15 protein-coding genes are annotated in these 24952 nt (G+C 37.6%); 9 read left to right on the top strand and 6 right to left on the bottom strand.

Translation table 11 applies throughout. From position 1 onward, the window contains the following. Positions 1–15: 15 nt before the first annotated feature. The 4 genes from BHV72_RS13895 to BHV72_RS13880 all read right to left on the bottom strand — a co-directional run bounded on the left by BHV72_RS13895 (position 16) and on the right by BHV72_RS13880 (position 7269). Complete coding sequence (locus BHV72_RS13895) at positions 16–3333, bottom strand: SusC/RagA family TonB-linked outer membrane protein (RefSeq protein ID WP_122139245.1); 3318 nt, start codon at positions 3331–3333, stop codon at positions 16–18. Between the two features lie 133 nt (positions 3334–3466). Next, positions 3467–4636 carry a FecR family protein gene (locus BHV72_RS13890; protein WP_122141222.1) on the bottom strand — a complete coding sequence of 390 codons (1170 nt, stop codon included), beginning with the start codon at positions 4634–4636 and terminating at the stop codon, positions 3467–3469. Positions 4637–4666: 30 nt separating this feature from the next. Continuing rightward, positions 4667–5176 carry a sigma-70 family RNA polymerase sigma factor gene (locus BHV72_RS13885; RefSeq protein ID WP_005681981.1) on the bottom strand — a complete coding sequence of 170 codons (510 nt, stop codon included), beginning with the start codon at positions 5174–5176 and terminating at the stop codon, positions 4667–4669. A 44-nt stretch (positions 5177–5220) separates the two neighbouring features. Next, positions 5221–7269, bottom strand: a complete 2049-nt coding sequence (locus BHV72_RS13880) for a helix-hairpin-helix domain-containing protein (RefSeq protein WP_286856178.1) — start codon at positions 7267–7269, stop codon at positions 5221–5223. 145 nt (positions 7270–7414) lie between these two features. On the opposite strand from BHV72_RS13880, the gene BHV72_RS13875 reads away from it, so the two are divergent. Continuing rightward, the gene (locus tag BHV72_RS13875) at positions 7415–7993 is read left to right on the top strand and encodes a DUF4294 domain-containing protein (RefSeq protein WP_005676759.1); all 579 of its coding nucleotides are present in this window, start codon (positions 7415–7417) and stop codon (positions 7991–7993) included. A gap of 350 nt (positions 7994–8343) precedes the next feature. Here the strand turns inward: BHV72_RS13875 and BHV72_RS13870 are convergent, their stop codons facing one another. Further along, positions 8344–8871, bottom strand: coding sequence for an RNA methyltransferase (locus BHV72_RS13870; RefSeq protein WP_005676758.1), 528 nt, complete (start codon positions 8869–8871; stop codon positions 8344–8346). A gap of 490 nt (positions 8872–9361) precedes the next feature. Between BHV72_RS13870 and nadA the strand changes: the two genes are divergently transcribed. Continuing rightward, positions 9362–10300: a quinolinate synthase NadA gene (gene nadA / locus BHV72_RS13865; protein WP_286856173.1), complete on the top strand. Its 939-nt coding sequence runs from the start codon at positions 9362–9364 to the stop codon at positions 10298–10300. A 99-nt stretch (positions 10301–10399) separates the two neighbouring features. Here nadA and BHV72_RS13860 read toward each other — a convergent pair whose 3' ends face one another. Next, complete coding sequence (locus tag BHV72_RS13860; protein ID WP_005681984.1) at positions 10400–11758, bottom strand: alpha-L-fucosidase; 1359 nt, start codon at positions 11756–11758, stop codon at positions 10400–10402. A gap of 303 nt (positions 11759–12061) precedes the next feature. Here BHV72_RS13860 and BHV72_RS13855 point away from each other — a divergent pair, with 303 nt between their 5' ends. From BHV72_RS13855 to BHV72_RS13825, 7 genes are all read left to right on the top strand, one after another. Next, entirely contained in the window at positions 12062–12970 is a 909-nt protein-coding gene (locus BHV72_RS13855; protein WP_005676755.1) for a metallophosphoesterase, read from the top strand. 441 nt (positions 12971–13411) lie between these two features. After that, positions 13412–16594 (top strand): SusC/RagA family TonB-linked outer membrane protein, encoded by a 3183-nt coding sequence (locus BHV72_RS13850; protein ID WP_082425873.1) that lies wholly within the window; start codon positions 13412–13414, stop codon positions 16592–16594. Positions 16595–16611: 17 nt separating this feature from the next. Next, positions 16612–18468: a RagB/SusD family nutrient uptake outer membrane protein gene (locus tag BHV72_RS13845; protein WP_032855076.1), complete on the top strand. Its 1857-nt coding sequence runs from the start codon at positions 16612–16614 to the stop codon at positions 18466–18468. A gap of 43 nt (positions 18469–18511) precedes the next feature. Beyond that, positions 18512–21289: a SusC/RagA family TonB-linked outer membrane protein gene (locus BHV72_RS13840; protein ID WP_258908975.1), complete on the top strand. Its 2778-nt coding sequence runs from the start codon at positions 18512–18514 to the stop codon at positions 21287–21289. 14 nt (positions 21290–21303) lie between these two features. Further along, entirely contained in the window at positions 21304–22995 is a 1692-nt protein-coding gene (locus tag BHV72_RS13835; protein WP_195578691.1) for a RagB/SusD family nutrient uptake outer membrane protein, read from the top strand. A gap of 116 nt (positions 22996–23111) precedes the next feature. Next, positions 23112–23840: a hypothetical protein gene (locus BHV72_RS13830; protein WP_005676749.1), complete on the top strand. Its 729-nt coding sequence runs from the start codon at positions 23112–23114 to the stop codon at positions 23838–23840. Positions 23841–23861: 21 nt separating this feature from the next. Then, positions 23862–24947, top strand: a complete 1086-nt coding sequence (locus BHV72_RS13825; protein WP_032837936.1) for an alginate lyase family protein — start codon at positions 23862–23864, stop codon at positions 24945–24947. Positions 24948–24952: the final 5 nt, after the last annotated feature.

Below are 24952 nucleotides of genomic sequence, written 5' to 3'. Positions count from 1 at the left end.
CGTGTATTGTTATCGTTAGAAACGAGCACTTAATCCGAAAGATATGGCTCTCTGGAACGGATAGTCCGTTCCTCTTTCCCGTTTCATTTCGCTCAAGTCGAAGAAATCATTGAATGAAACATTAAACCGCAGGTCTTTCAGGAACAAACGCTTAATCCATTCGTCTCTGGAAAAATCCCAACTGATACGTGCACTTTCGCCACGCAGATAATTGTCGCGTTGAACAAAGCGAGATGAAATCGGAGTCTGGGTAGTTAATGAAATACCCTTGAACTGTGATACATCACCGGCATTCTGCCATCTGCTATACAAAGCACGCTTATCCTGATTATAAGCAATGTTCGATGCAGAAATATTTTCTACCTTGTTAAACAAAGCCGAGTTGAATGCAAACGAACCTAAGTTATAACGTAAGTTGACACTTGCCTGCAAATTCTTGTAAGTAAACGATATACCGAATACACCCCGTATTTTCGGATTGGTATCGGCTATCTTCACACGGTCGTCAGCATTATAATCGAATGTAGGAGTTCCGTTCTTGGTGAGAAATACTTCCTTACCCGTTGCCGGATCGATGCCTAACGAACGAACTGCAAAAAGGGCAGTAGGACTTTCACCATCCTGATACTGTATCATTGAGTTTACATTCAACTTACTATCTACCGAAGAGTCTTTCTTATAGGCATCGTTCAAGTTAGCTAAAGCTTCTCCAAATCCTCCATATACAGATTTATAAGTATTTCCGTTCAAACGGAAGTTCAGCATAATGCGCTTTTCCAGATTTCGTATAGCATACCAACTCACATTAAACTCAAAACCATTAGTATTCAAATGACCGAGGTTAATGGGTAAAGTAGACAAACCGCTGGAAGGCTTTTGCTGAATAGATACTACCAATGGATTGGTATTTGTATGATAGTAGTCCATGGTCAACAACAAACGATTATCCCAGAACATAAGATCAATACCCACAGAGGTCTTCTTTACAACTTGCCACTCCAAATTAGGATTGGCATAACCGGACAAATAAGAAGCAGTACCGAAAATATCGCTACCTGCATAATAACTATATACATTACTTGTCAGGTTACTGACATTCTGATTACCGTTACTACCAAATGAACCACGTAATTTTAATTCCTGCATCCAGTCCCAGTCCTTGGCAAATGATTCCTTGCTGACATTCCAACCGGCCCCTACCGACCAGAATGTCTGGAATTTCTTATCGCGCCCGAAAGAAGTGGAACCGTCACTCGAAAGACTGGCATCAAACAAATAACGATACTTATAGTTATAATTGAAAGTCCCCAGAAAACTTACTCCACGACTAATGCTTTCGCTATATCCGGGTGTCGAATTTTCTTTAAAGGAATAAGCAAAAGAAGGAATGGCACCTACTCCTTTCGGAAAACCGGTAGCTACAAATGACTCGGTATTTGAAGAAGTAGACCTGATTTCAGCGCGGCCATTGAAAGTCAGATTATGATCATTCAAAGAAAGTGCATAAGCGATACCGGTATTCATGGTATAACGCCAACTTCTGGATTTCGATGAGGAATATTCACCTTGTTTGGTATAATCCGACGAAGCATACTTCGTATGAGCCGGATCGGTGAAGTTCATATTGTCAGTGTTGGTTGTATTCAAACTCATTGAGGCCGTCCAACGCAGATTATCAATAATATACCAATTAAGGTTTGTGTTATTAGTAACGGACAGTATTTTAGATCTGTTTTCGGAAGGCAACATAGCATTGTAATATGGATTAGTAGCTGTTATATCGGCATAATTCGCACGTTTATACACATCCAGATCACGAGGGATAGTACCGTCTTCATTAGTAACCGGATAATAAGGATTAGCATTTACAAACTCTGAAAAGGAGCCCCATGCACCATTATTTCCATTTGTTATGTTTACATTCAAGTTATTCGAAATATTAAACTTGTTTTTACGGTAAGTCATACGCATATTTCCTCCGAATGTCTGGCGAACAGAACCTTTCATAACTCCTTGGATATCTTTGAACATAGCACCTATCTGATACAGGAATCCTTTGTCACCTCCCGACACATTCAATGAATGAGATTGTGTGACGGCAGTTTGGATAGGTACTTTCAACCAGTAAGTATCTACTCCTCTTCTCACATTCTCCAAAGCCCGCTGATATTGTGCAATGCTTTCTCTGTTGCCTGACCAGTCATTCAAATCACCATAACGACCAGCCAAAACTTCAAATTCCAGTTTTTCGGCAGCATTCATCATGTTGTAAACACTCAAGTCGGCCCATGCCACTTGCGCGTCTCCACTATAATTGATCATCACTTCACCGGCTTTGGGTTTAATAGTTTCTACAACCACCACACCATTTGCTCCCTTTGAACCGTAAATGGCAGTGGAAGCAGCATCTTTAAGTAAAGTGATAGATTCAATTCTATTGATATCCAAATCATTAATCTCTTGCAGGCTAGATTCAAAACCATCCAAAATAAACAGAGGTTCATTGGGATTGGTCGTCGTATCATCATAAATTCCGGAAATAGTCATCGTAGTACCACCACGCATGGTAATTCTGGACATGGTATTAGGGTCGGACCCCATCGACATATCATCAGCAACTACGAAAGAAGGATCCAACGTTTTTAAACTTTGAAGCACATTAATATTACCCACAGCCTTCAGTTCCTCCTGATTGACTGTCCTATACGAACCGGTAAACCCCATTTTATTACGTTGGATAATACCTGCCTCTACTACCACTTCATCCAATGCTTTGGTATCGGTTTTCAGTACCACCGACATCTGGGGTTTCGGAGATAACGATTGGGATTGCATGCCTACATAAGATATCTTTATCCGATTGCTTTGAGGCACATTGACAAGTCTGAAATTCCCGTTCGCATCTGTAATGGTGCGAATAGAAGTTCCTTCTACCTGTATGGTTGCACCAATTACAGGTAGTCCGTCTTCTTCAGCAATAATTTTACCTTTTACTTCCGAAATAACATTCTGAGGATTTTTATGTGTAATATTGATGAATTGCCCTTCAATGACATACTTCAAAGGATGCTTCCCAATAATTACCTTTAAAACTTCTTCAATCGAAGCTTTCTCCACCTTTCCGGTAGAATGATAAGAACGAACTTCATCGTAGATAAAAAGTACTTTATATCCCGATAATTTCTGCAAACGTTTAAAAATAGAAGGTAAACCTTCATTTTTAAATTCCATTGTTATTTGCTTTCCATTACCAACTTGTGCCTTAACATAAGGTGAATGGACATAACAGAATAACAAAAGTAAAACAATCAATTTCCATGCTTGTCTTTCCATAAATCCGATTGGTTAAATAAATCTATTTTTTATATTTTATACGAGTTTTATAAAAGAATGGTTACCCATAAACAGATTTATTTTCCAAAAATATTTTTCTAACCGGATTTATTTCTTGCTGAATAGTTGTTTTTTACTCGATAATAAGGCTTTCACCTTCTAAATAGACATGAATTCTTTCCATACGATTTAACAACTCAATCAAATCAGAAACTTTCTGTTGACGGTTTGCCAGAAAATGCATACGCAGATTCATTATCTCACTGTTTCTAAATTCTATATCTATATTATACCATTTACCTATTTCTTTCATCATATCCACCAATGCTACATCGTCGAAATAAAAGAATCCCTCCTTCCAATACAAGAATGTTTCCGTATCAACTTCATCAACGGCAAATGTTCCGTCTGAAACGAGTTGTGCACTTTGTCCCGGCTTCATTTCTACAGTTTGTAAACCACAGGTATCACTGACGGCAACTTTTCCTTCGATTAAGGTAACACGGACATTGTCGGGGGTGTAGCTACACATATTAAATTCTGTTCCTAATACTCGAACCTGAACATTTCCACTTTTTACTATAAAAGGATGTTCAGTATTTTTGGTTACATTAAAATAGGCTTCCCCTTCCAAAGAAACAACTCTTTCTTTTCCTTTAAACACCGTAGGATAAGACAAGCGACTGTCCGAATTTAAAAGTACTTCAGTCCCGTCGGATAAAACTACCTTAAAAGTTTCTCCTCTCGGTATACTTAATCTATGTATCTGTACTTTTTTATTTCTTATTTTCTTATTCTCAGTCTGAATAGTATTATAAGCAATCTTCTGCGGTGATAATTTCACCGTAGAAGAGGGAAGTGATTGCACTGCTTTTTTCAAAGGTTCAACTTTTTCTTCACCGGCAACTTGCAAAGTAACTTGCTGCGGGGCGTGGTCTGCCTGAAAAACTTTAATACTTTCTATATCCGATTCCGGAGAAAAGGACATCATACGTAAAACCAGTATAATAATGATTGTTGCCGCTACTCCTGCAACACTTGTCCATAAAATATAGAGCTTTTTATTTCGCCTGTCCAGATGTTTTCGATGAAAATCAGCTAAAGCCTGCTGTGTATTAATAGAAAGTGCATTTTTTTCCATTTGCATTCCTATTACAGCTTCTGCAATATCACTGCAGGTCTGAAAGCATTCCTCATTCTCTCTTAATGCCTGCAATTGATCGGAAGTAATATCAGAAACATTTTCCATTATTTCCAAAGCTTCCTTTTCCGACTTATTTATATATGTATTATTTTCATCCATAGATTATTCATTAGATATATAATATACGTTTTAAAATTCATTTTGGTTACCTTTTTGGCCTAATTCTTCACGAAGAATACGCAAAGCTTTTACTATATTCTTATGAATAGCAGCCACGCTTACATTGAGTTCCTCGGCCACTTCCTTATATTTTTTGTTATGGATGTAACATGCTTCCAAAATGTAATAATTATACGGAGTCAGCTTTTTCATGGCTTTACGAATACATAAAATACGGGAATCCGGTTGTTGTGAATCCGATTCTTTTATTTTATTGATTAATTGCGAAGTAAATTCGACATATTCTTCATGGATATTTTGTTTACGAAGGTAATCAATGCAACGTGTACGAATTATTGTATACAAATAAGTTTTCGCTGTAACTTCTTCTATTTTATCATAATTACGCCACAAATATTCAAAAGCATCACTTACGATATCCCGGCAGACTTCGACATCATTTACAAAATAGTATGCAAAATATACAAATTGTGCATACCACTCATTAAACATTCTGTCAAAAGCAGCTTTATCATCCATTTATTCTCGTATTCTTTTATTATTTTCTGGCAGACAAATATACATTAAAACTTGATACGTAGTTGCATTTGTATATCTGCTTTTTTATTTCCATAGATTAAATCGTTGCCAGAACCTATTTCATTCCGGTTCAGATAGATAGTTTCTCCGAACTTGGTTATAAACAACCAGTGTTTATTCAATTCATATCTTAACCGGACAGCACAACGAAATCCGCGACCTTGAAAGGAAGGAGTATAAAATGTATAGAGCAATCCTTTTTCTGATACATACACACGGGAGTCATAATCGTCCGTACAAAAATAACTGCCTTGAACGTCAGCAAACAGCCTGGTCCAAGGCAGTTGGGAGGATATCATCTGTGTAACCTGATATCCTTTAGTAGCAGCTCTGTCCTGAGAATGAAAATGATTATAATCTAAAGTTGTACGACTGCTAAACACATCATTCAAAGAATAGTTCAAACGATAACGAAGTTGATGATGAAAAATAGGAAGCGTTAGTGTTCCTTTACTGCCTGTCAAGTCACGTTCTTTCTGCTTATAACGATATTTCAGATACATTGATAAATTAGTACGCGGAGTAAAAGTTGCCTGAATCAATCCGTCCGTTCCACGGGAAGGTTTATTAATTCTGTATTTCTTCCAGGGAAAAGAAAACAGATCGAATGAAACAAAAAACCTCCAATGGCTGAAAGGTGTTGTTTCTAATCCAACATAATATCCCTGTTCATTTTGAACCGTACTTCCTTCACCGAAAGAATGAGCATACATAGCCCAATAATCATACGAATAAAAACGATGTATCAACATAAACTGTATGTCTTGAACCGGCGAGTATTGTAATCGGTTCAAAGAAGCCCAACCTTGTTTTCCTATCGCCGTTTCTCCCTGAAAAGAGAAGCGACGCCAACGATAGGCATAATCTATCCCTAAATTATAGAAATGATTTCCATGAATATTATACTTGGAATAACCTGTTAGTTCCGGTTCATAAGGTCGGTTGAAAACATAGTAAACACCGGTGATACCCAACCGGATATGGTTCTGTTGATAACTAACATTTCCGCCTGTTGACTGTGATGTGAGCAAGTTCTTTTTATCCGCTTCTTTGCGACTTCTATGTAATCCGGTTTTATATACAGATGTTATTTCTCCGTCCGTAACAACACCATCCATATTCCGATGTGAATAGAATGCAGAAACCGATAAACGTTTTGTCAAAGCAACAGTAGTTGCCACCCCACGAAAATAATTATATTCATCCGTAGAAGAATGACTTTTGATTCCAGCGCTGCGATTGTTGAAAGAGGATGCATATATTGTTTTTCCCATTAGATAATCTGTACTCATCACTAAGCCTTGCCCGAAACTAAGCCGATAGTTACCAACAGCCAATGATTTCAACCGACCACAATTCTGAAGTAATAAATAAAATGAGTAATAATCATATCCGTAGCGATTATGCAAAGCAGCAAAAGGTTCTCCGGCATCTTTTTCGGCAACTCCCCCTGCATAAAGCTGGTCACGATATCGAAATGTATATTTCACAGAGTTATAAACAGAAGGTCCCAAATAGGTATGTTCATAACCTTTTCGTTTATAAAATGGTATATCCAAGCGAGTTAACACTTCATTCTTACCATACCTTCCTGCATCTTTCAACATAGTTTTCCACCGAAAAGCAGGCTCATTGTTAATAGCTTTTATACAGACAAAAGGCAATAAATACTGAATAGTCTGCCTATCCAGTTCCTCTACCAACTGAAGTTCGTAAATGGTTTCCATTTGCCCATGTATATAAATATAAGCCAATAAATGCTCAATCTGAATATCACTTAAAAAAGGAAATTGTTCGAGTTGTTCACGGGTAGCACTATTTAAATTAACAGGTTCCTGCAGACGGTTGGAAAGCTCTTCCAATTCATTTTCCCAATTCAGGGAATTAACCGAGTTATTAATATCATTATTAACAGATAAATCTTCAAGAACTTCTTCCATAAGATTTTCTGAAGGGTTTTGAGCACTACAAGCAGGAATTATGAACAGGCTGTTTATAATACTTATCAACCGTAATAGTTGAGTAGTTTTCATCAATAAAATGTGTATTTTCTTCTTGCCTTTTCACAGACAAGAGCGCAAAGATACTTTAAATAGGTTAACGCTCTAAGAAAATATCTGAATAATAAAATTTTAATTCTATTTTTGTAATGTGAAAAGGAGACTTAACATAGTAATAATGACGTTGTTTGCTGTTTTTTACTGTTCACTGCATCTGCAGGCTCAGGAAAAACAAAGCATTAATGGATACTTGGTTCCGATGTGTATCTATAATGGAGATACGATTCCATGTGTCCAACTAAGAACTGTGTATATCTTCCGACCACTGAAATTCAAAAATGAAAAAGAACGCAGAGAGTATTACAAACTTGTTCGTAACGTGAAAAAAGTATATCCTATTTCTAAGGAAATCAACCAGGCCATTATCGAAACTTACGAATATCTGCAAACATTACCAAACGAGAAAGCCCGTCAGAAACACATTAAACGGGTGGAAAAGGGATTAAAAGACCAGTATACCGCCCGAATGAAGAAACTTTCTTTTGCTCAAGGAAAGTTGTTGATAAAGTTAGTGGACCGTCAAAGTAATCAGACCAGTTATGAACTGGTAAAAGCATTTATGGGACCTTTCAAAGCCGGATTCTATCAGGCATTTGCTGCACTGTTTGGCGCCAGCCTCAAAAAAGAATACGATCCGGAAGGTGAAGACAAACTAACGGAACGTGTAGTATTGCTGGTAGAGAACGGACAAATCTAAATTACGTGTCTGATGCTTATTAACCGAAAGTTAGTAAAGCTATTACTTTCTTCTACAACATTATCCTTGATTTACCAACATCAATTTCGTTTTTACAAGACATATATAAGCTATTTGCAGGGCATATATACCCAATGTGGTGTATATATATATCCACCATGCTGGGCATATATGTCCAATACGCTGGATATATATGCCCAGTAAACAGGATATATCCCTCCTATAAAGAGTACAATGACATAACTTGGATTCTATACTTATGAACAATTATATATATATTGATTATAAGCGAATTAACTATATTATTAACTAGTTATAAACCACTTATTAACTAATAAGGTTTTAAGCTGTCAACGAAGTTTTTTGAATAAATCCCAGATCACAATTCCTGTCGTTACAGAAACATTCAATGAGTGTTTCGTACCATATTGAGGTATTTCGATACAACCGTCCGAATGGTTAATAACCTCCTGCTGCACACCTTTTACCTCATTTCCCATTACGATAGCGTATTTCTTACTTTTATCCAATTCCAGTTCATCAAGCATGATACTTCCTTCCGCCTGTTCTACCGAATAGACCATATAACCAGCTTTTCGAAGGTTATCAACAGCATCAACAGCGTTATCAACATACTTCCAGTCGACAGTGAATTCAGCCCCCAATGCTGTCTTATGCATTTCGGGATGTGGAGGAGTTGCCGTTATACCACACAAATAAATACATTCAATACGAAAAGCATCCGAAGTACGGAACACCGAACCTATATTGTGCAGACTACGAATATCATCCAACACTACCACCAGAGGCAGTTTCTCAGCCTGTTTAAACTCTTCGGCACTGATACGGTTCAGCTCTGTTATTTTCAGTTTGCGCATACGTCTTTTCTTTTATTACATTCTGATTGCAAAGGTAACTCTTTTCTGTTAACACAGATGTTGATAACAGTTTAAAACCTGTCAAAACTATCGGCAAAGATTTTGAAAAATAATTCTTGCATTATTCAAAAGAAGGTATAAGAGGACTTCATTATGAACATTCCAAAAAATTAAATCAAAACTTTCTATGCAGACATAAACATATTTTTCAGCACTTATCTACCTGTTTATATCCATAAAGTTTTTAACTTTGCACTTTATCAACAGGGAGTTAATAGATAACTTCCATTGACCGATGCTTGCATTGATAATAAAGCAGATAGACAGTAAATCTTCTTCTTTTTTCCCGTTCATAACGGACTTATAAAGCAGAAGTATGGACTAATAACTTATCCGACAAGAAAAAACGGATTTATTTGCTAACATTATTAACAGGCAATCATCACTAACAAAGGATTTTTTTAAAAAAGGAAGAAATAAGAATATTATTATGAATGAACTCATAAAGGCTATTAATGAGCTGAAGAAAGAAAAGAATGCGATCATTCTGGGCCACTACTACCAGAAGGGTGAAATACAAGACATCGCTGATTACGTCGGTGACAGTTTGGCATTGGCTCAATGGGCGGCCAAAACGGAAGCGGACATCATTGTGATGTGCGGCGTTCACTTTATGGGTGAAACGGCGAAGGTGCTTTGTCCGAACAAGAAAGTGCTGGTACCCGACATGGAAGCAGGTTGTTCGTTGGCGGACAGTTGTCCGGCGGACAAGTTTGTGCAGTTTGTCAAAGAGCACCCGGGACACACCGTTATTTCGTACGTCAACACAACGGCTGCGGTAAAAGCGGTAACGGATGTGGTGGTAACTTCCACCAATGCACGGCAGATTGTGGAAAGCTTCCCAAAAGATGAGAAAATAATTTTTGGTCCGGACCGGAATCTGGGTAATTATATCAATTCAGTTACGAACAGGAATATGCTTCTTTGGGACGGAGCCTGCCATGTACACGAACAATTTTCGGTTGAAAAGATCGTGGAACTGAAAGCACAACATCTGGAAGCATTGGTACTGGCACATCCCGAATGTAAGAGTACGGTGCTGAAACTGGCGGACGTGGTAGGTTCTACGGCTGCATTGCTGAAGTACGCTGTGAATCATCCCGAAAACACATATATCGTAGCTACCGAATCGGGCATTCTGCATGAGATGCAGAAGAAATGTCCGCAGACAACGTTTATTCCGGCTCCTCCTAATGATAGTACGTGCGGATGTAATGAGTGTAGCTTTATGCGGTTGAATACGTTAGAGAAGCTGTATGAGTGTCTGAAGAATGAATCGCCGGAAATTACGGTGGATCCTGAAGTAGCAGAAAAGGCAGTGAAGCCGATTCAACGAATGTTGGAGATTTCGGCAAAGTTGGAATTATAAGAAATTATTTTGGTTTACTTACTGGATATCTTTGAAAGAAATATCTAAAAAGAAAAGGAGAAACTTATTGTTGTCAAGTTTCTCCTTTTCTTTTTAGTGTTAATATATTGCGAAAGACTTTATGACTGGATTATCTTTAGCTTCTTCTATTTCCAACTTTACAACAGATAAGGAGTGAGTTGGAAAATGTTCGATCCGTTTATGACCGATACAACTTCCTTCAGAAAGTTGTATCCATTTTCCATTACACAGACCTTTTAGTTTATATTTCAGAACTCTTTCTCCAAATGCTATATCTTCTGACAATACGATACGGCTTATATTAGTCTCTTTGTTTAACCGGATAGATAGTTCGTATCCTTTGCCTGATATTTTTCGGATAGGTTTTGAAAATGTTTTTCGTATAATGTCACCGAATTCTTTCGCTCTTTTTACATCAGCATCAGGAACCAAGCCGTTCTTATCTATTACTAAACCAAGCAGCATATTGGTATTACGTCCTACACTGGTTTCATATTTAAGTAAAAGCTCATCAGTAGAAAATATCAGATGATCTTCATTAGCGCGCCAAAACCAACCACCTTGGAATGAGTCATTACGGCGTAGTGTGAAATCAGCTTCTCCGGGACACCAGTAGTTTCCGTGTGGATTACCGTATAAGCCTTTTATCTTCTGTACGCCATCGGCGGAAGTTGTTGCATCGGCTGTTGCCCAACAGGGATAAGGAGAGTTACCTTCTTCATTGCCTACCCAGCGGATTAAATTCGGATATCCATAAGGGCCTTGAAATGCAATGGAATTGGGCTGTAAACGTTGAATAAGTGTCAATATATCAGCTCCTCCATTTTGCTGAGAGAGTACGCCGCCATCAAACCATATTTCAAACAGTTTTCCGTAATTACTCCAAAGTTCGGTCAATTGTGTCTCTACTATTTTGTTATATTCTTCTTGGGTGACCGGACTTCCTTTCTTGACAAGTCCAGGGTTGTCGACATGTAGAAAACCATTAGCGGTAGTACTGGCATAGATTCCTGGTTTAATTCCGTATTTTCGGCAAGAAGCGACAAATTCGGCTACAATGTCTCCCTTTCCATTTTTGTAAGGTGAATTTTTTATACTGTATTCATGAGCCGTTGTTGGCCATAATGAAAAACCGCTGCAATGTTTGGCTACTAACACTGCATATTTGGCTCCAAGGCTTTTGGCTGTGTGTATCCATTGATCGGTATCAAGGGAAGAAGGATTAAATGTAGATGGTGAAGGATGGGTACCAAATTGTCGCCAATTATAGTCGGGGTGGAATACCGGCATATCAAAGTGAATGATAACTCCTATTTCGGCATTTGCCCATTCTTGTTGTAATTCATTCGGACATACAATTATTTTCTCTTGGGCATCGAGAAAAGGACTGGTAAATGTCAGAATAGCAAAGATTATGCATTGAATGAATGTTTTCATTGTATAATGATTTAGTATATACATACTTGTGTTATGATATAGCAAAGATAAGAGATATTAAATTTTAAAGCAAATTCTTTTATTAATCTTCGATATTAAGAAGAAGAGTTTGATGAATTAATCAGCACATTCAAGATTTCTATATTTGATTAAATTTAGTATATGAAATGATATTCAATTCTTTCTTTGCATTTCAGTATCTTTTTTTCTACCTTTGCTTATGGGTTAATAAATGGATAGAGAAATACTTAATAGGCATTTGAATGAGATAAACTAAGTATGAACATCAAATAAAATTAAGTAATGAAAAATATTAATATTTCATGGGCCGTATTTATAGTAGGTATATTCTTCTCCTTAAATAATATTTTTGCTCAAAGTAGTCCTCCGCTTATCGTGTTTGGTTTGATTGCAGATACACAATATGCTGACTGTGAATCTGGAAAAACTCGATTTTATCGAAACTCTTTAGGTAAATTACATGAAAGTATTGATTATTTTAATAATCAAAAGGTACAGTTTACAGTTAATTTGGGTGATATCATTGATAGAGATCAAAAAGATTTAGATTCAGTATTAATATGTCTGAAACATTTAAACAAAAAAATATTCCATACTACTGGAAATCATGATTATAAAGGTATTACAGATAATAAAGTATTATATAAGAAGCTTAAAATGCCTTCAGAATACTATTCATTTATGAAAAAGAACTGGGTGTTTGTATTTCTGAATACAAACGAAATAGCAGCTTATTCAAATGTTGTCGGAACAGCAAAAGAGCAGGAACTTTTGAGAATACAGAATCAGATTAAAGTAAATAAAGAAATTCAAGGCGCTAGGTGGAATGGAGGCGTAAGCAGCCGGCAATTGCAGTGGCTGGACAACCTTTTGAAGAAAAGCGAAAAGAAAAATAGAAACGTATTGATTTTCTGTCATCATCCGTTATATCCCAGAAGTCAATTTACTGCATTAAATAATATGGAAATATTAGATGTTATTAATCGCTATAATTGCGTAAAAGCTATATTTTCCGGCCATCATCATTCGGGAGCTTTTGGATACTTCGATCATATTCCATGTAATACTGTAGAAGGTATGATTGAAACTCCGGATAAAAATTCATTCGGCATTGTTAGAATATACAAAGACCGAATTGAATTGGAAGGAAAAGAGCGAATGACTTCTCGACTTTTCATGCTTCAACCATAGGAAAATACTTCATCACATTACAGTATTTGTAGCTAGGGGCACAACTTTAATAAGGTGTTCCTTTTATTTTTTCTTAGTCTATCCGGTTACGTTTAACACTTAAATTATAGTTGGAGGAAAAATGTGCTTTTACTAGTAATTGTATTTATAATCAGGTAGTTATATCGGATGTTGTTCGGTGTATATAAATTGTCCGGGTATAATATAAATCGTCCGTATACAATTTGTGCAGTTATAAAGGAAAATTCTAGCAGATATAATTTAAAATAAAACGCGTCCTTTGAAGCGAAAAGTTAAACAACAATAAAATCTATTACGTATGAAAAGACATTCAACAATTCGCTTACCATCAAATAGTAAGATTCTATCTAAGTATTTAACATGACAAGTATTCTGTTATTAACCTTTATTTATTATTAACTACTAAAAAATTAAAAGTGTATGAAAAGACGAGTCAGTTCTATGAAAATACCTTGTAGAATATGGCTATTGGCAGCCACATTGTCTGTAGGGCAAGCGGCTTTTTCAACGGAAATGGAAACTATTTCCTTTTCGACGGGCCAAGATATAGCACAACAAAAGAAGGTAATTGAAGTTACTGGTACTGTTACTGATAATTTTGGTCCTGTGATTGGGGCAACTGTTACAGTAAAAGGCATGAGTGCAGGAGTAATTACCGATACAGACGGTAATTTTAAGCTGAAAGTTCCGGTAGGAGCTACTATTATGGTTTCTTATATTGGATATGAAAATAAAGAAATCCATTATAAAGGAGAAAGAAGTCTGAAAATTAAATTGAATGAGAATGTTCAGGAACTTGAGGAGGTACAAATTATCGCTTACGGTTCTCAAAAGAAAGTAACTGTGACTGGTGCTCTTTCTTCTATTAATAATGAAGAACTATTAAAATCTCCAGTTGCAAGTATGGCTAATGCTTTGACCGGTAAGGTCACAGGTTTGGCCAGTGTGCAATCTAGTGGACAGCCTGGTGCCGATGATGCAACTTTGTATGTGCGTGGTGTCGGTTCTTTAAGTACTGACTTATCTCAGCCTTTGATGTTGGTGGACGGTGTAGAACGTTCCTTCTTTCAATTAGATCCGAATGAAGTCGAAAGTATAACAGTATTGAAAGATGCTTCTGCTACTGCCGTATTTGGTGTACGAGGTGCAAATGGTGTTATTCTGGTTACAACCAAACGTGGTACATCGGGAAAAGCAAAAGTAAATTTTTCAACTACTTATGCTTGGCAAATGCCTTCAAGAGTACCGGAATTTGCAGATAGCTATGGTTATGCAAATGCTTATAATAATGCTCAACTACATGATGGTGTCTCAGAGGATCAACTAGCTTTTTCTTCTGATATAATTGAGAAATTCCGTACCAATAGTGATCCTCTTGTGTATCCAAATACTGATTGGACAGATATGTTGATTAAGAAATCAGCTTTACAAACACAACATAATTTTAATATATCAGGAGGTTCGGAAAGAGTTAAGTATTTTGCTTCATTAGGAGTGTTTACTCAAGATGGACTCTTTAAAACATTTGAAGAAAACGGTAATGATAAAGGATTTAAGTATAATCGTTATAACTACCGTATTAATATGGATATTAATGTAACCTCGACAACCTCTATGCAGATTAATTTAGGAGGTTATCTTAATGATAAACAAGAACCAAATTACAATAATGGTACTTACACGCAGTTAAAATACTTATTTCGGGATATTTATACCGCTGTTCCTTTTGCTGGTGCAGGTATTGTAGATGGTAAATGGGTAGTATCGGATACTGATCTTTTTTCTATTGGTAATTATTATGATGCATTAAATACTTATTATGGGAAAGGATATAATAACCGTACTCAAAACACATTAAACTTTGATTTTCAATTAGATCAAAAATTGGATTTTTTAACTAAAGGGTTAAAGGTACATGTGAAAGGAGCATACAACAGTGGTGTAACTATCACAAAGCGTCGGGAAGGGCGTGCCAATAAGTATGAAGCGATTTATAATACAAATAATGAGCTGATATATAAAAAGAGTCAGGATTACCAAAAGCTGGGATATTCTGAAAGTACAGGTCAAACAAGAAACTGGTATTTAGAGGCTGCTGTAAACTATAAGCGTGATTTTGGAAATCATCACGTGTCTGCACTAGCTATGTATAATCAATCTATGACTTATTATCCTTATGAAGGTAGTAGTCCATCAGAATTTATTGGTATTCCAAGAAGTTATGTTGGTTTGGTAGGACGTGCAACTTATGATTATAAAACTAAATATTTGCTAGATTTAAGTTTAGGTTATAATGGTTCTGAAAACTTTGCAGAGGGACAACGATTTGGTCTTTTCCCTGCTGGATCATTGGGATGGATTATTTCAGAAGAGAATTTCTTTCAGCCAATAAAGAAGGTAATTAATTACTTTAAAATTCGTGGTTCTTATGGTATTGTAGGAAATGATCGTGTTAGTGATTATTCCCGTTTTCTATATTTACCTGATAAATATTTGATTAGCTCAGGAAGTTATAATTTTGGTATAAATACTTCAACTAATATTGCCGGAGCGGTAGAATCTAAGAAGGGGAATCCTAATGTCACATGGGAAACAGCGGCTAAGCAAAACTATGGTGTTGATATGAAGTTTCTCAAAGATCGATTGAGTTTAAACTTTGACTATTTTGTTGAACATCGTAAAAATATATTAAAGGCACGAACTGTAACTCCCGATTACTTGGCAGTTAGCTTGCCTATTGCAAATATTGGTAAAGTTGATAATAAGGGTTATGAAATCAATCTAAAGTGGGAAGATCGTATCAATGAGGTGCGTTATAACATCGGAGCTAATCTTTCCTACGCCAAGAATAAGGTTGTATTTATCGATGAGATTACATACCCCTATGAATGGATGCAAACTGAAGGAAAACCTGTTGGTCAGCAATTTGGCTATGTTTTTGATGGATATTTTACAGAAGAAGAAGCTGCCAATTATGAGAATCTGAAAGGAAATATTGAAGGAGGGATTCCTGACCAAGGTTCTGGTTATGTACCTTTAGCTGGTGATGTAAAATACAAAGATTTGAATAAAGATGGAAAAATTGATGAAAAAGATGTAAGAGATATCGGTTATCCGAAATATCCTCTTTATACAGCTGGTATGAATTTAGGCGTCTCTTGGAAAGGATTTGATTTTAGTATGACTTGGTCTGCCGCATTCAAAACTTCTCGTCTTTTGAGTTCTATGTATCGGGTACCGTTTGGTGAAAGTAATAATTCAGCTGTCATGAAATACATGATTGAAGATGCCTGGACACCAGAGAAAGGAAATTCTGCTAAAGCACCTGCGCTTTCCTTTAAGAGTAAATCACACAATTATCAGGATTCTGATTTGTGGTTAAGAGATGCATCTTACGTACGTTTGAAAAATATAGAGCTTGGTTATTCATTTCCTTCTTCATTAATGAAGAAGGCGCACATTGGTTCACTTCGGCTCTTTGTTTCAGGTTACAATCTGCTGACTTTCGACAAATTGAAAGTAAGTGATCCGGAAGCTAATCCGGATGGAACAGCCTATCCGCTTATCAAAGTCGTAAATGTAGGATTAAAAGTTGGTTTCTAATTTAATAATGTAGAATCATGAGGTCATTAAGAAAATTATTATATACAACCCTTTTGATGGGTACTTTGTTTGTCGGGGTTTCCTGCGAAGACTTGGCTTTCGGAGACAAGTTCTTGCAAAAGCCACCTAGTTCAGATGTAACGATTGATACTATTTTTTCCACTTCAGAATACGCCCGTCGTATCTTGTGGAAGAGTTATCAATATCTTCCTTATGGAATGGAAACTTCAGGTTATTGGACGCAAATGTGGTTGGGGACTCTTGAAGGTTTGACAGATTTGAACTATGATAACGTAGGTTATTCTGGATTAGCTAAAGTTTATTATCCGGGTAATTATAATGCTTCTATAGAAGATAGAAAAAGTTCATATCCTACGGGACAGAGAACTAAATGTCGTTTTAACGATGCTGATTCGCATATGTGGACAGGTATCCGTCACGCTTGGCTTCTTTATGAAAATGTTGACCGTGTACCTGATATGGATGCAACTGAAAAATCTCGCCTGAAAGCGGAAGCTAAAATGATAGTTGCTATTTATTATTCTCATATGTTGCGTCACTTTGGTGCTTTGCCTATTGTAGATCACGCTATTGACCCTGAAGATGTGAATCTACCAGGGAGGGCCACTTTACAAGCTACGGTAGATTTTATCATAGGTTTGCTTAACGATGCTATTAACTGTCCTGATTTTCCATGGAGAATATCAGATAATGATTTGGCAAACTGGGATGGTCGCATGACAAAAGCTGGAGCTATGGCCCTTAAGGCACGTGTTTTACTGTTTGTAGCCAGTCCATTATTCAATGATAATGCTCCCTACTGTGATGGAGAAGCTTCATCTAGTTTGATGACTTGGTTTGGTGGATATAATAAAGAACGTTGGAAAGATGCTATTAATGCTTGTGAAGAGTTTTTCACTGCATTGAATCAAAATGGTTATTATAAGTTAGTAGAAGTTGGTGATAATGGTACATCTGATGTTCGTGGGGCATATACTAGTGCATATTATGATCGTGGGACAACAGAAACTTTAATTTCTGTTAGAAGAAATATATTAAATGCCAACGCTAATTCGATATTAAGCAATTCTATTCGTTGGGGAGGTTATTGTCCTACTAAAGAATACTTTGATATGTTCCAGATGAGCGATGGTACTGATTTTAGTTGGGATAATCCTGAACAAGCTAAGAATCCATTTTTGAATCGTGATCCTCGTTTATATGAAACATTTATTTTGGATGGAGACAAATACAATGGTAGAACAGCTGCATTGACAGAAGCATTGGCTAGTGATCCTGTAAATTATCCACAGGGAGCAGACTGGGCACAAGGTGGAAGCACGCATGTATTGAGTTTGGGTACGGGACTGGCATGCCGTAAATGGGGTTTGGATCGGAATACGGAATGGAAAAACCGTCCTATACAATGGCCGTTCCTGCGCTTAGCAGAAATTTATCTTAGTTATGCAGAAGCGTTGAATGAGTATAATGGTTCTCCCAATGCGCAAGCATACGATGCTGTTGATAAAGTACGTGCTCGTGTAAACTTGCCTGGACTTAAAAAAGGATTGGGGCAAAAAGAATTTCGTGAAGCTTTATTGCGTGAACGTGCTTGTGAGTTCGGTTACGAAGAAGTTCGTTTCTTTGATTTGATTCGTTGGAAGCTTTATAATGTTTTTGAGAAGCAGTTACATGGTTTGCATGTATATAAACATAAAGATACAGGCGAATATAAATTTGTTCCATATGAATTGACCAAATATCCGCGTGTATGGTGGACTAGCGGTTTCGAACCTAGATGGTGCTTGAGCGCCTTTCCTTCAGTAGAAATCAATAAAGGATATGGCCTTGTTCAGAATCCGGGTTGGGAATAATTAATTAATGATATTAACAGAAAATAGAAATAACAATATACTCATGAGAAAAAGTATCAAGTTATTAGTAGCGTGTATGTTGTGTTCTCCGTTAGCTATTGTAGCTCAGGAACAGGACAGCTTGTTTGCACGCAAAAGTAAAGTGGCTATAGAGTATGGACGCGGCATTTCTTTCAATCTGAAAGAATCGACTACGGCAACTGCAGTAGCAAGTGAGGAGGAACTTTCGCATAAGAAAAGCATCAATAACTCTAATATGCTTTATGGCTTGATTCCCGGATTGCAAGTGTTGCAAAATTCCGGTAATGCCTGGGATGACGCTGCAACATTGAGAGTACGCGGATATGGAACCAGCAGTTCTACTACTCCATTAGTGTTGGTAGACGGTTTTGAACGTTCACTGGATCAAATAAGTGCTGATGAAATAGAGTCTGTCACTGTTTTAAAAGATGCAGCTTCTACGGCTCTTTACGGAATGAAAGGTGCCAATGGTGTTATCTTGGTGAAAACGAAACGTGGAAGGATGGGTAAGCCGGAGATTAATTTCTCTTATCAATTCAATATGGCTACCCCACAACGTCTGCCGGAATTTGTTGATGGATATACTTATGCCAAAGCTTTGAATGAAGGATTGACCAACGATGGATTGTCGGCACGTTATTCGGCTAAAGAACTGGAAGCTTTCAGAACTCAAAGTAATCCGGATGTATATCCGAATGTAGATTGGTGGGACGAAGCATTACGAGATCATAGCTATGGGAACAATGTAACCTTCTCGGCAAGAGGTGGTGGAGAATTTGTACGTTATTTCACTCAGTTGAATTATTTGAATGATAATGGTATATTGGAACCGACAAGTGATAATGACGGTTACTCCACTCAGTTCAAATACTCAAAACTGAATATTCGTACCAATTTGGATATTACTGTCAGTCCTACAACTACCGTACAGCTGAACCTGTTTGGAAATTTCTCCGAACATAACCGTCCGGGAGAAACGACATCGAACATTTTCAGTGCATTGTATCAAGTTCCTTCTGGAGCATTTCCTGTAAAAACGTCTCGCAATGTATGGGGTGGTACAACTGTATATTCCAACAATCCGATTGCAAGTATTTCCGGTAGAGGCTATGCTCGCTCTCAAACCCGTAATATGTATGCTGATATGAAATTGAATCAAGATTTGAGTGCTCTTGTGAAAGGATTATCAGTAGGCTTTCAGGTAGGTTTGGACAACAGTGCTTCTTATTGGGACAACAATACCATGAACTTCGGATATGAACAAGCAACGATGAATTGGGAAACCGGAGAAACTACTTATAATACTTTACGTAATGAAGGTACTCTTTCATTCAGTAAAAGTGTAGGATCTTCGGTCAATCATTTCAATTTTGGGGCCTATGCCAACTATGCTAAGGACTGGAATAAGCATAGTCTGGTTGCAACTCTGCAATACAATATGGATAAAACAAATGCCAAAGGTCAGAACAACTCGAAGGCATTTATGGATGTAGTGGCACAGGCCCATTATGTATATGACCATCGTTATGTACTGGACGCATCTTTATCCGGTTCTGCCGCCAGCATTCTGGAACCGGGACATAGATGGGGAATCTTTCCGTCGGTAGGTGCCGCATGGATTATGTCGGAAGAAGCTGCCTTGAAAAGCGACTGGTTAAACCTGTTGAAACTTCGTGCTTCCTACGGTATTTCCGGACGTGCTGATTATGGTACTGACCTTTATCTTGATGTGTATGGTACAGGGGGAAGTTATTATTTCGGAAAAAATCCGGCAAGCATCAGTGGTATGAAAATTACTCAACTGGGTATCACTGACATGACCTATGAGAAGTCTCACAAATTGAATGTAGGATTCGATTTCATAGCTTTCAACAAGTTATCTGTTACTATTGACGGTTTTTACGATCACCGCACGGATATTTTAGTAAGCGGAGATAATGCCGTGTCTTCTATATTTGGTTTGACAGCTCCCAATATCAATAATGGAGTTGTGAATAGTTATGGAGTAGAAACAAGCGTACGCTGGGCGGATAAAATCGGTGATTTTAATTATCAAATTGGCGGTATGCTGACTTTCAACCGTAACAAGATTATTAACCAGAACGAAGAATATCGCCCTCATGACTACTTGAAACGTACAGGCAAGCGTTTGGGACAGTTCTTCGGTTATGAAGTGGAAGGTATTTACCAGAGTCAGGAAGAGATTGATAACCGCGGTGTTAAACAAAACCTTTCAGATGTTCGTCCGGGTGATTTGAAGTATAAAGACCAGAACAATGACGGAGTTGTTGACGCTTATGACCAGGTAGCTTTAGGATACAGTGCTATGCCGGAAATCTATTACTCATTCGACTTGAATCTGGAATATAAAGGTTTCGGTATCTATGCTTTGTTCCAAGGAACGGGAAATCAGAGCCGTCTTTTGAACACTTCAAGTGTGTATTGGCCTTTGATTAGTAACAGTACTATTTCCACCGAATATTATAACAATCGTTGGACTCCGGATACTCCGAATGCTAAATATCCGCGTCTGACTTCAGAAGGTTCCGCCAATAACTATACGACTAACTCCTTGTGGGTGGCTGATGCGTCTTATATGAAATTGCGTACATTGGAACTTTATTATAATTTCTCACAGGAAATGATGAAGAAGAGTAAATTCATCAAAGGTGCCAAAGTCTTTGCGCGCGGTCACGACCTTTTCTGTGTAGATAAGATTAAAGTATTAGATCCTGAAAATATCGGAACAAATCATCCGACCATGACTCAGTATACTTTTGGTGTTAACTTATCATTCTAAAAAGTAAAATGAACATGAAGTATTTTAAAATCAAACATATTGCCTTGTTGCTTGCGGTTACATCCGCTCCTCTGTACACAGCTTGTGATTTTATGGATTGCAGCGAAACAGATTATTATTCAAAGCAACAAATTCTGGATAACATGGACCGTGTGAAACAACTGGCTACACAGGTATATAGTTATTTGCCGCATGACTTCTGTAATACATCGGGAGCTATGCAAGACGCAGCTACGGATGATGCTATCCATGTTTACGAATCATCTGCTATCCAACGTTTTGTCAATGGTACGTGGTCAGCCAATTATACGGTCAATGACGTATTCGGTACTTACTACAACGCTATTCATGATGCTAACTTCTATCTTGAGAACTGTGTCGGACTGACGTTCGATGAATGGAAATATTCCGACGGTTTTGCTGATGATTATAAAAGTTACCTGAATTATGAGCATGAAGTTCGCTTTCTGCGTGCATTCTATTACTTTGAGTTGGTGAAACGTTATCAGAATATACCTCTGATAACGAAGACACTGACACAGGAAGAAGCCAACGAAGCAGAACCTTCGGATGCAGTTACTATCCTGAACTTCATCATCAGTGAATGTACTGATCTGGCTAATGACAAATTGCCTGTTAATTATAACAATATGCCTGGTGGAGAAGGTAACTTGCAACGTGCTACTAAAGGTATGGCTCTTGCATTGAAGTCTCGTGCATCTCTGTATCTTGCCAGCCCTTTGTATTCTGCCGATGATACGCAGAAATGGAAAAATGCCGCTCAGGCAGCATACGATCTTATCAGTCAGGCCGGTACTTTAGGATATAGTCTGGACCCGAAATATTCTAATTTGTACGGTGCTACCAATAACCAAAGTAAAGAAGTCATCATGTGCCGTCCCACGGGAGCAAGTACAAGTTTTGAGTCTGCAAACTTCCCGATGGGAGTTACTAAAGGCTCTACTACCACTTGTCCGACAGAAAACTTGGTAAGTGCTTATGAAATGACAGATGGTACAGCTTTTGACTGGAGTAATGCAGAAATGGCTAAAGACCCGTATGCGAATCGTGACCCGCGTCTGGGAATGACCGTAGTATATAATGGTATGGCATGGCCTAAAACGACCCCGGTAGAAGTGTTTGAAGGAGGTAAGAACGGGCAGCCTATAAAAAATGCCACGACTACCGGATATTACTTGAGAAAATATGTGAATAACAGTGTCACTTTTGAACCGGGTGAAACTACTACCAGCCAGCAGCATAACTGGATCTTGTTCCGTTATGCAGAAATTCTGTTGAACTATGCAGAAGCAATGGTAAATGCTTATGGTGATCCTGACTACACAGGTTCTTATAGCCTGAGTGCACGCGATGCAGTTAACCAAGTACGTAATCGTGGAGATGTGAAAATGCCGGCGTATCCTGCCGACATGAGTAAAGATGCCTTTTTGAAACGATTGAAAAACGAACGCCGTGTAGAATTTGCATTCGAGGGACAACGTTTCTGGGATCTTCGTCGCTGGAAAGAATTAGATGATATGCAGAATATTTATAAAGTGAAAGTAGTTAAGCAAACTGACGGTACTATTCAATATACGAAAGCTTTGCATGCCACTTACAATATTCAGGATAAAATGTATTTCTATCCGATTTCGAATACCGAACTTTTCAAAAACCATAAACTGGTACAGAACACAGGGTGGTAAATTTGGAATGAGATAACGAGTATATACCGATGAGGGTGTCAGTTCATTCGAGGAAAGGCACCCTCATTATATTTAAAACATGAATTTCCGGCATTAACTAAAATCTAAGGTAAATTATGAAATATAGCTACAATGTATTTTTCATTATATTATGGGGACTTTTTATATCCTGTTCAAGCGATGATCCTGCGGTTGATTCTAACGAAGGGAAAGATGATAAAGAAGATCCTCTTCCCGATAAAGGAACTTTATTCGCCGACTTTGAAACGTATGATACAACCCCCTATTTCTTTCGTTATGGCAATTCAGGCAGTAGTAAGATAGACGATTATTATCCGCGTTGGGCATATTCCCATATAGTGATAGATAATCCGGTTCAAAGTGAAGAAAACACTTCCTCCAAAGTGCTGGAATATACTTCGATGGAAGCCCGGAATTACGGTTTGAAATTCCGTTTTTCCGAAACAGTAGATATTGATGAACTAAGAGGAATCCGTTTCCGAATTTATCAACCTGCCAATGTGATAGGAAAAGAAACGTGGAAGGGTACTTCCAAAGCAGTATCTCAACAATTAGGAGTTAAACTGATAGGAAGGTTTAATTCGGTGAATGATTACGAGCAGGAAGAAGGAGTTTTGTTAACCAATTCGTTGGTTGATTTCAAAGAAGAAGGAGCATGGAAAACATATACGTTTGCTTTTAGTAAAAGAGAATACAGTGCTGCCGCTACACAGTTGAAGAATGGTATAGCAGGTATAGTCATTCTGCCAACGTATAGTTCGGGAGTCACTTTGGCCGAGGGAAATAAGTATAAATGTTACATAGATGATATTGAAATTTTATAAGAACGGAAGGAGAGGAAAAGGATGAAAGGAAAATGTTTTCTAATATGTATGTTATTATGGGGGATGTCTTGTGTAAAGGCTCAAACCTCGGACGTGGATAAAATGTTTCCGAATGTCGTGCTCACACGTGAAAACTATGATAAAGTGAAAACAGCATTGGAGAAGGCTGATAATACCGCTTTTCCGATGAATTGGTATATCAAACAGATAGAAACTCCCGCTAAAAATATTGTAGAGAGTAACCGGAAAACGACTCCGGTTAAATCTATTGATGAAAATCCGGATAAGATAGACATTAGTAATGAAATGAAAGCTATTCATCAATTATGTCTCGCGTATGCTTTTACACAGGATAGGACGTATCTGAATAAAGCGGTTGAATATCTGAAAGCATGGTCTGAAATCAATGTTGCCTTGTCGAAAAGAAATATTCATGAAGAATCATATAATATTGCTGTCGAAGGTTATTCGTTGATTCGTAAAGTAATCGGACAGTCTGACCGGGAATTGATTGATACCTGGCTACGTAAGAGGGCGGAGGTATTTATTAAAGATAATGACTTGAGGGTCAATAACTGGGGTACTTGTCTGTTATATCAATTTTATCTGTTCGGCACGGTATTGGAAGATGAGGCTATAGTCGATAAATTCCGTTCCTCATATGACGATTGGGTGAAGGGTAACCTGTTTCCTAACGGAACGACTACGGATTTACTCGGTCGTGATGCTTTTGCTTATCATGCTTATGATTTATTGTTCTTCGCTCGTCTTTGTCATTTGAAGGCGATGTATGAAGGTTATGAAGCTGCTGAAGCTTTCTATAAGAAGGATGTACATTGGGGAGCTTCTATCCGGAATAGTGTGGTTTTCTGGAAACCTTTTCTGTTGGATTCCAAGAAATATACTCACCTTGAATTTGTAGGTACAGAATATGAACCCGATAAGAAACGTTCGGATTACAATAAAGCTTACAATCCTTCGGGAACTTTATATGTGATCGATGAATTGTACGAAATAGATAAGGAACTTAAAGAGGTATTAGATTATTATAAACGTAATCCGGATGTTTCTTTGAAATTGGGATTAAGTTCTTTACGTTGGCATTAATGGTT

The organism is Bacteroides sp. 43_46 (assembly GCF_001915455.1).
GTDB lineage: Bacteria > Bacteroidota > Bacteroidia > Bacteroidales > Bacteroidaceae > Bacteroides > Bacteroides caccae.
The sequence above is the reverse complement of the archived record's forward strand: the minus strand, read 5'-3'. Positions and strand labels throughout refer to the sequence as shown.

Excerpts from the sequence above, each read along its gene's own strand:
- BHV72_RS13860 (WP_005681984.1), bottom strand. The coding sequence starts at position 11,758 with ATGAAAACATTCATTCAATGCATAATCTTTGCTATTCTGACATTTACC.
- BHV72_RS13880 (WP_286856178.1), bottom strand. The coding sequence starts at position 7,269 with ATGAAAACTACTCAACTATTACGGTTGATAAGTATTATAAACAGCCTG.
- nadA (WP_286856173.1), top strand. The coding sequence starts at position 9,362 with ATGAATGAACTCATAAAGGCTATTAATGAGCTGAAGAAAGAAAAGAAT.
- BHV72_RS13895 (WP_122139245.1), bottom strand. The coding sequence starts at position 3,333 with ATGGAAAGACAAGCATGGAAATTGATTGTTTTACTTTTGTTATTCTGT.
- BHV72_RS13850 (WP_082425873.1), top strand. The coding sequence starts at position 13,412 with ATGAAAAGACGAGTCAGTTCTATGAAAATACCTTGTAGAATATGGCTA.
- BHV72_RS13845 (WP_032855076.1), top strand. The coding sequence starts at position 16,612 with ATGAGGTCATTAAGAAAATTATTATATACAACCCTTTTGATGGGTACT.
- BHV72_RS13885 (WP_005681981.1), bottom strand. The coding sequence starts at position 5,176 with ATGGATGATAAAGCTGCTTTTGACAGAATGTTTAATGAGTGGTATGCA.
- BHV72_RS13825 (WP_032837936.1), top strand. The coding sequence starts at position 23,862 with ATGAAAGGAAAATGTTTTCTAATATGTATGTTATTATGGGGGATGTCT.
- BHV72_RS13840 (WP_258908975.1), top strand. The coding sequence starts at position 18,512 with ATGAGAAAAAGTATCAAGTTATTAGTAGCGTGTATGTTGTGTTCTCCG.
- BHV72_RS13890 (WP_122141222.1), bottom strand. The coding sequence starts at position 4,636 with ATGGATGAAAATAATACATATATAAATAAGTCGGAAAAGGAAGCTTTG.
- BHV72_RS13835 (WP_195578691.1), top strand. The coding sequence starts at position 21,304 with ATGAAGTATTTTAAAATCAAACATATTGCCTTGTTGCTTGCGGTTACA.
- BHV72_RS13875 (WP_005676759.1), top strand. The coding sequence starts at position 7,415 with ATGACGTTGTTTGCTGTTTTTTACTGTTCACTGCATCTGCAGGCTCAG.
- BHV72_RS13870 (WP_005676758.1), bottom strand. The coding sequence starts at position 8,871 with ATGCGCAAACTGAAAATAACAGAGCTGAACCGTATCAGTGCCGAAGAG.
- BHV72_RS13830 (WP_005676749.1), top strand. The coding sequence starts at position 23,112 with ATGAAATATAGCTACAATGTATTTTTCATTATATTATGGGGACTTTTT.
- BHV72_RS13855 (WP_005676755.1), top strand. The coding sequence starts at position 12,062 with ATGAAAAATATTAATATTTCATGGGCCGTATTTATAGTAGGTATATTC.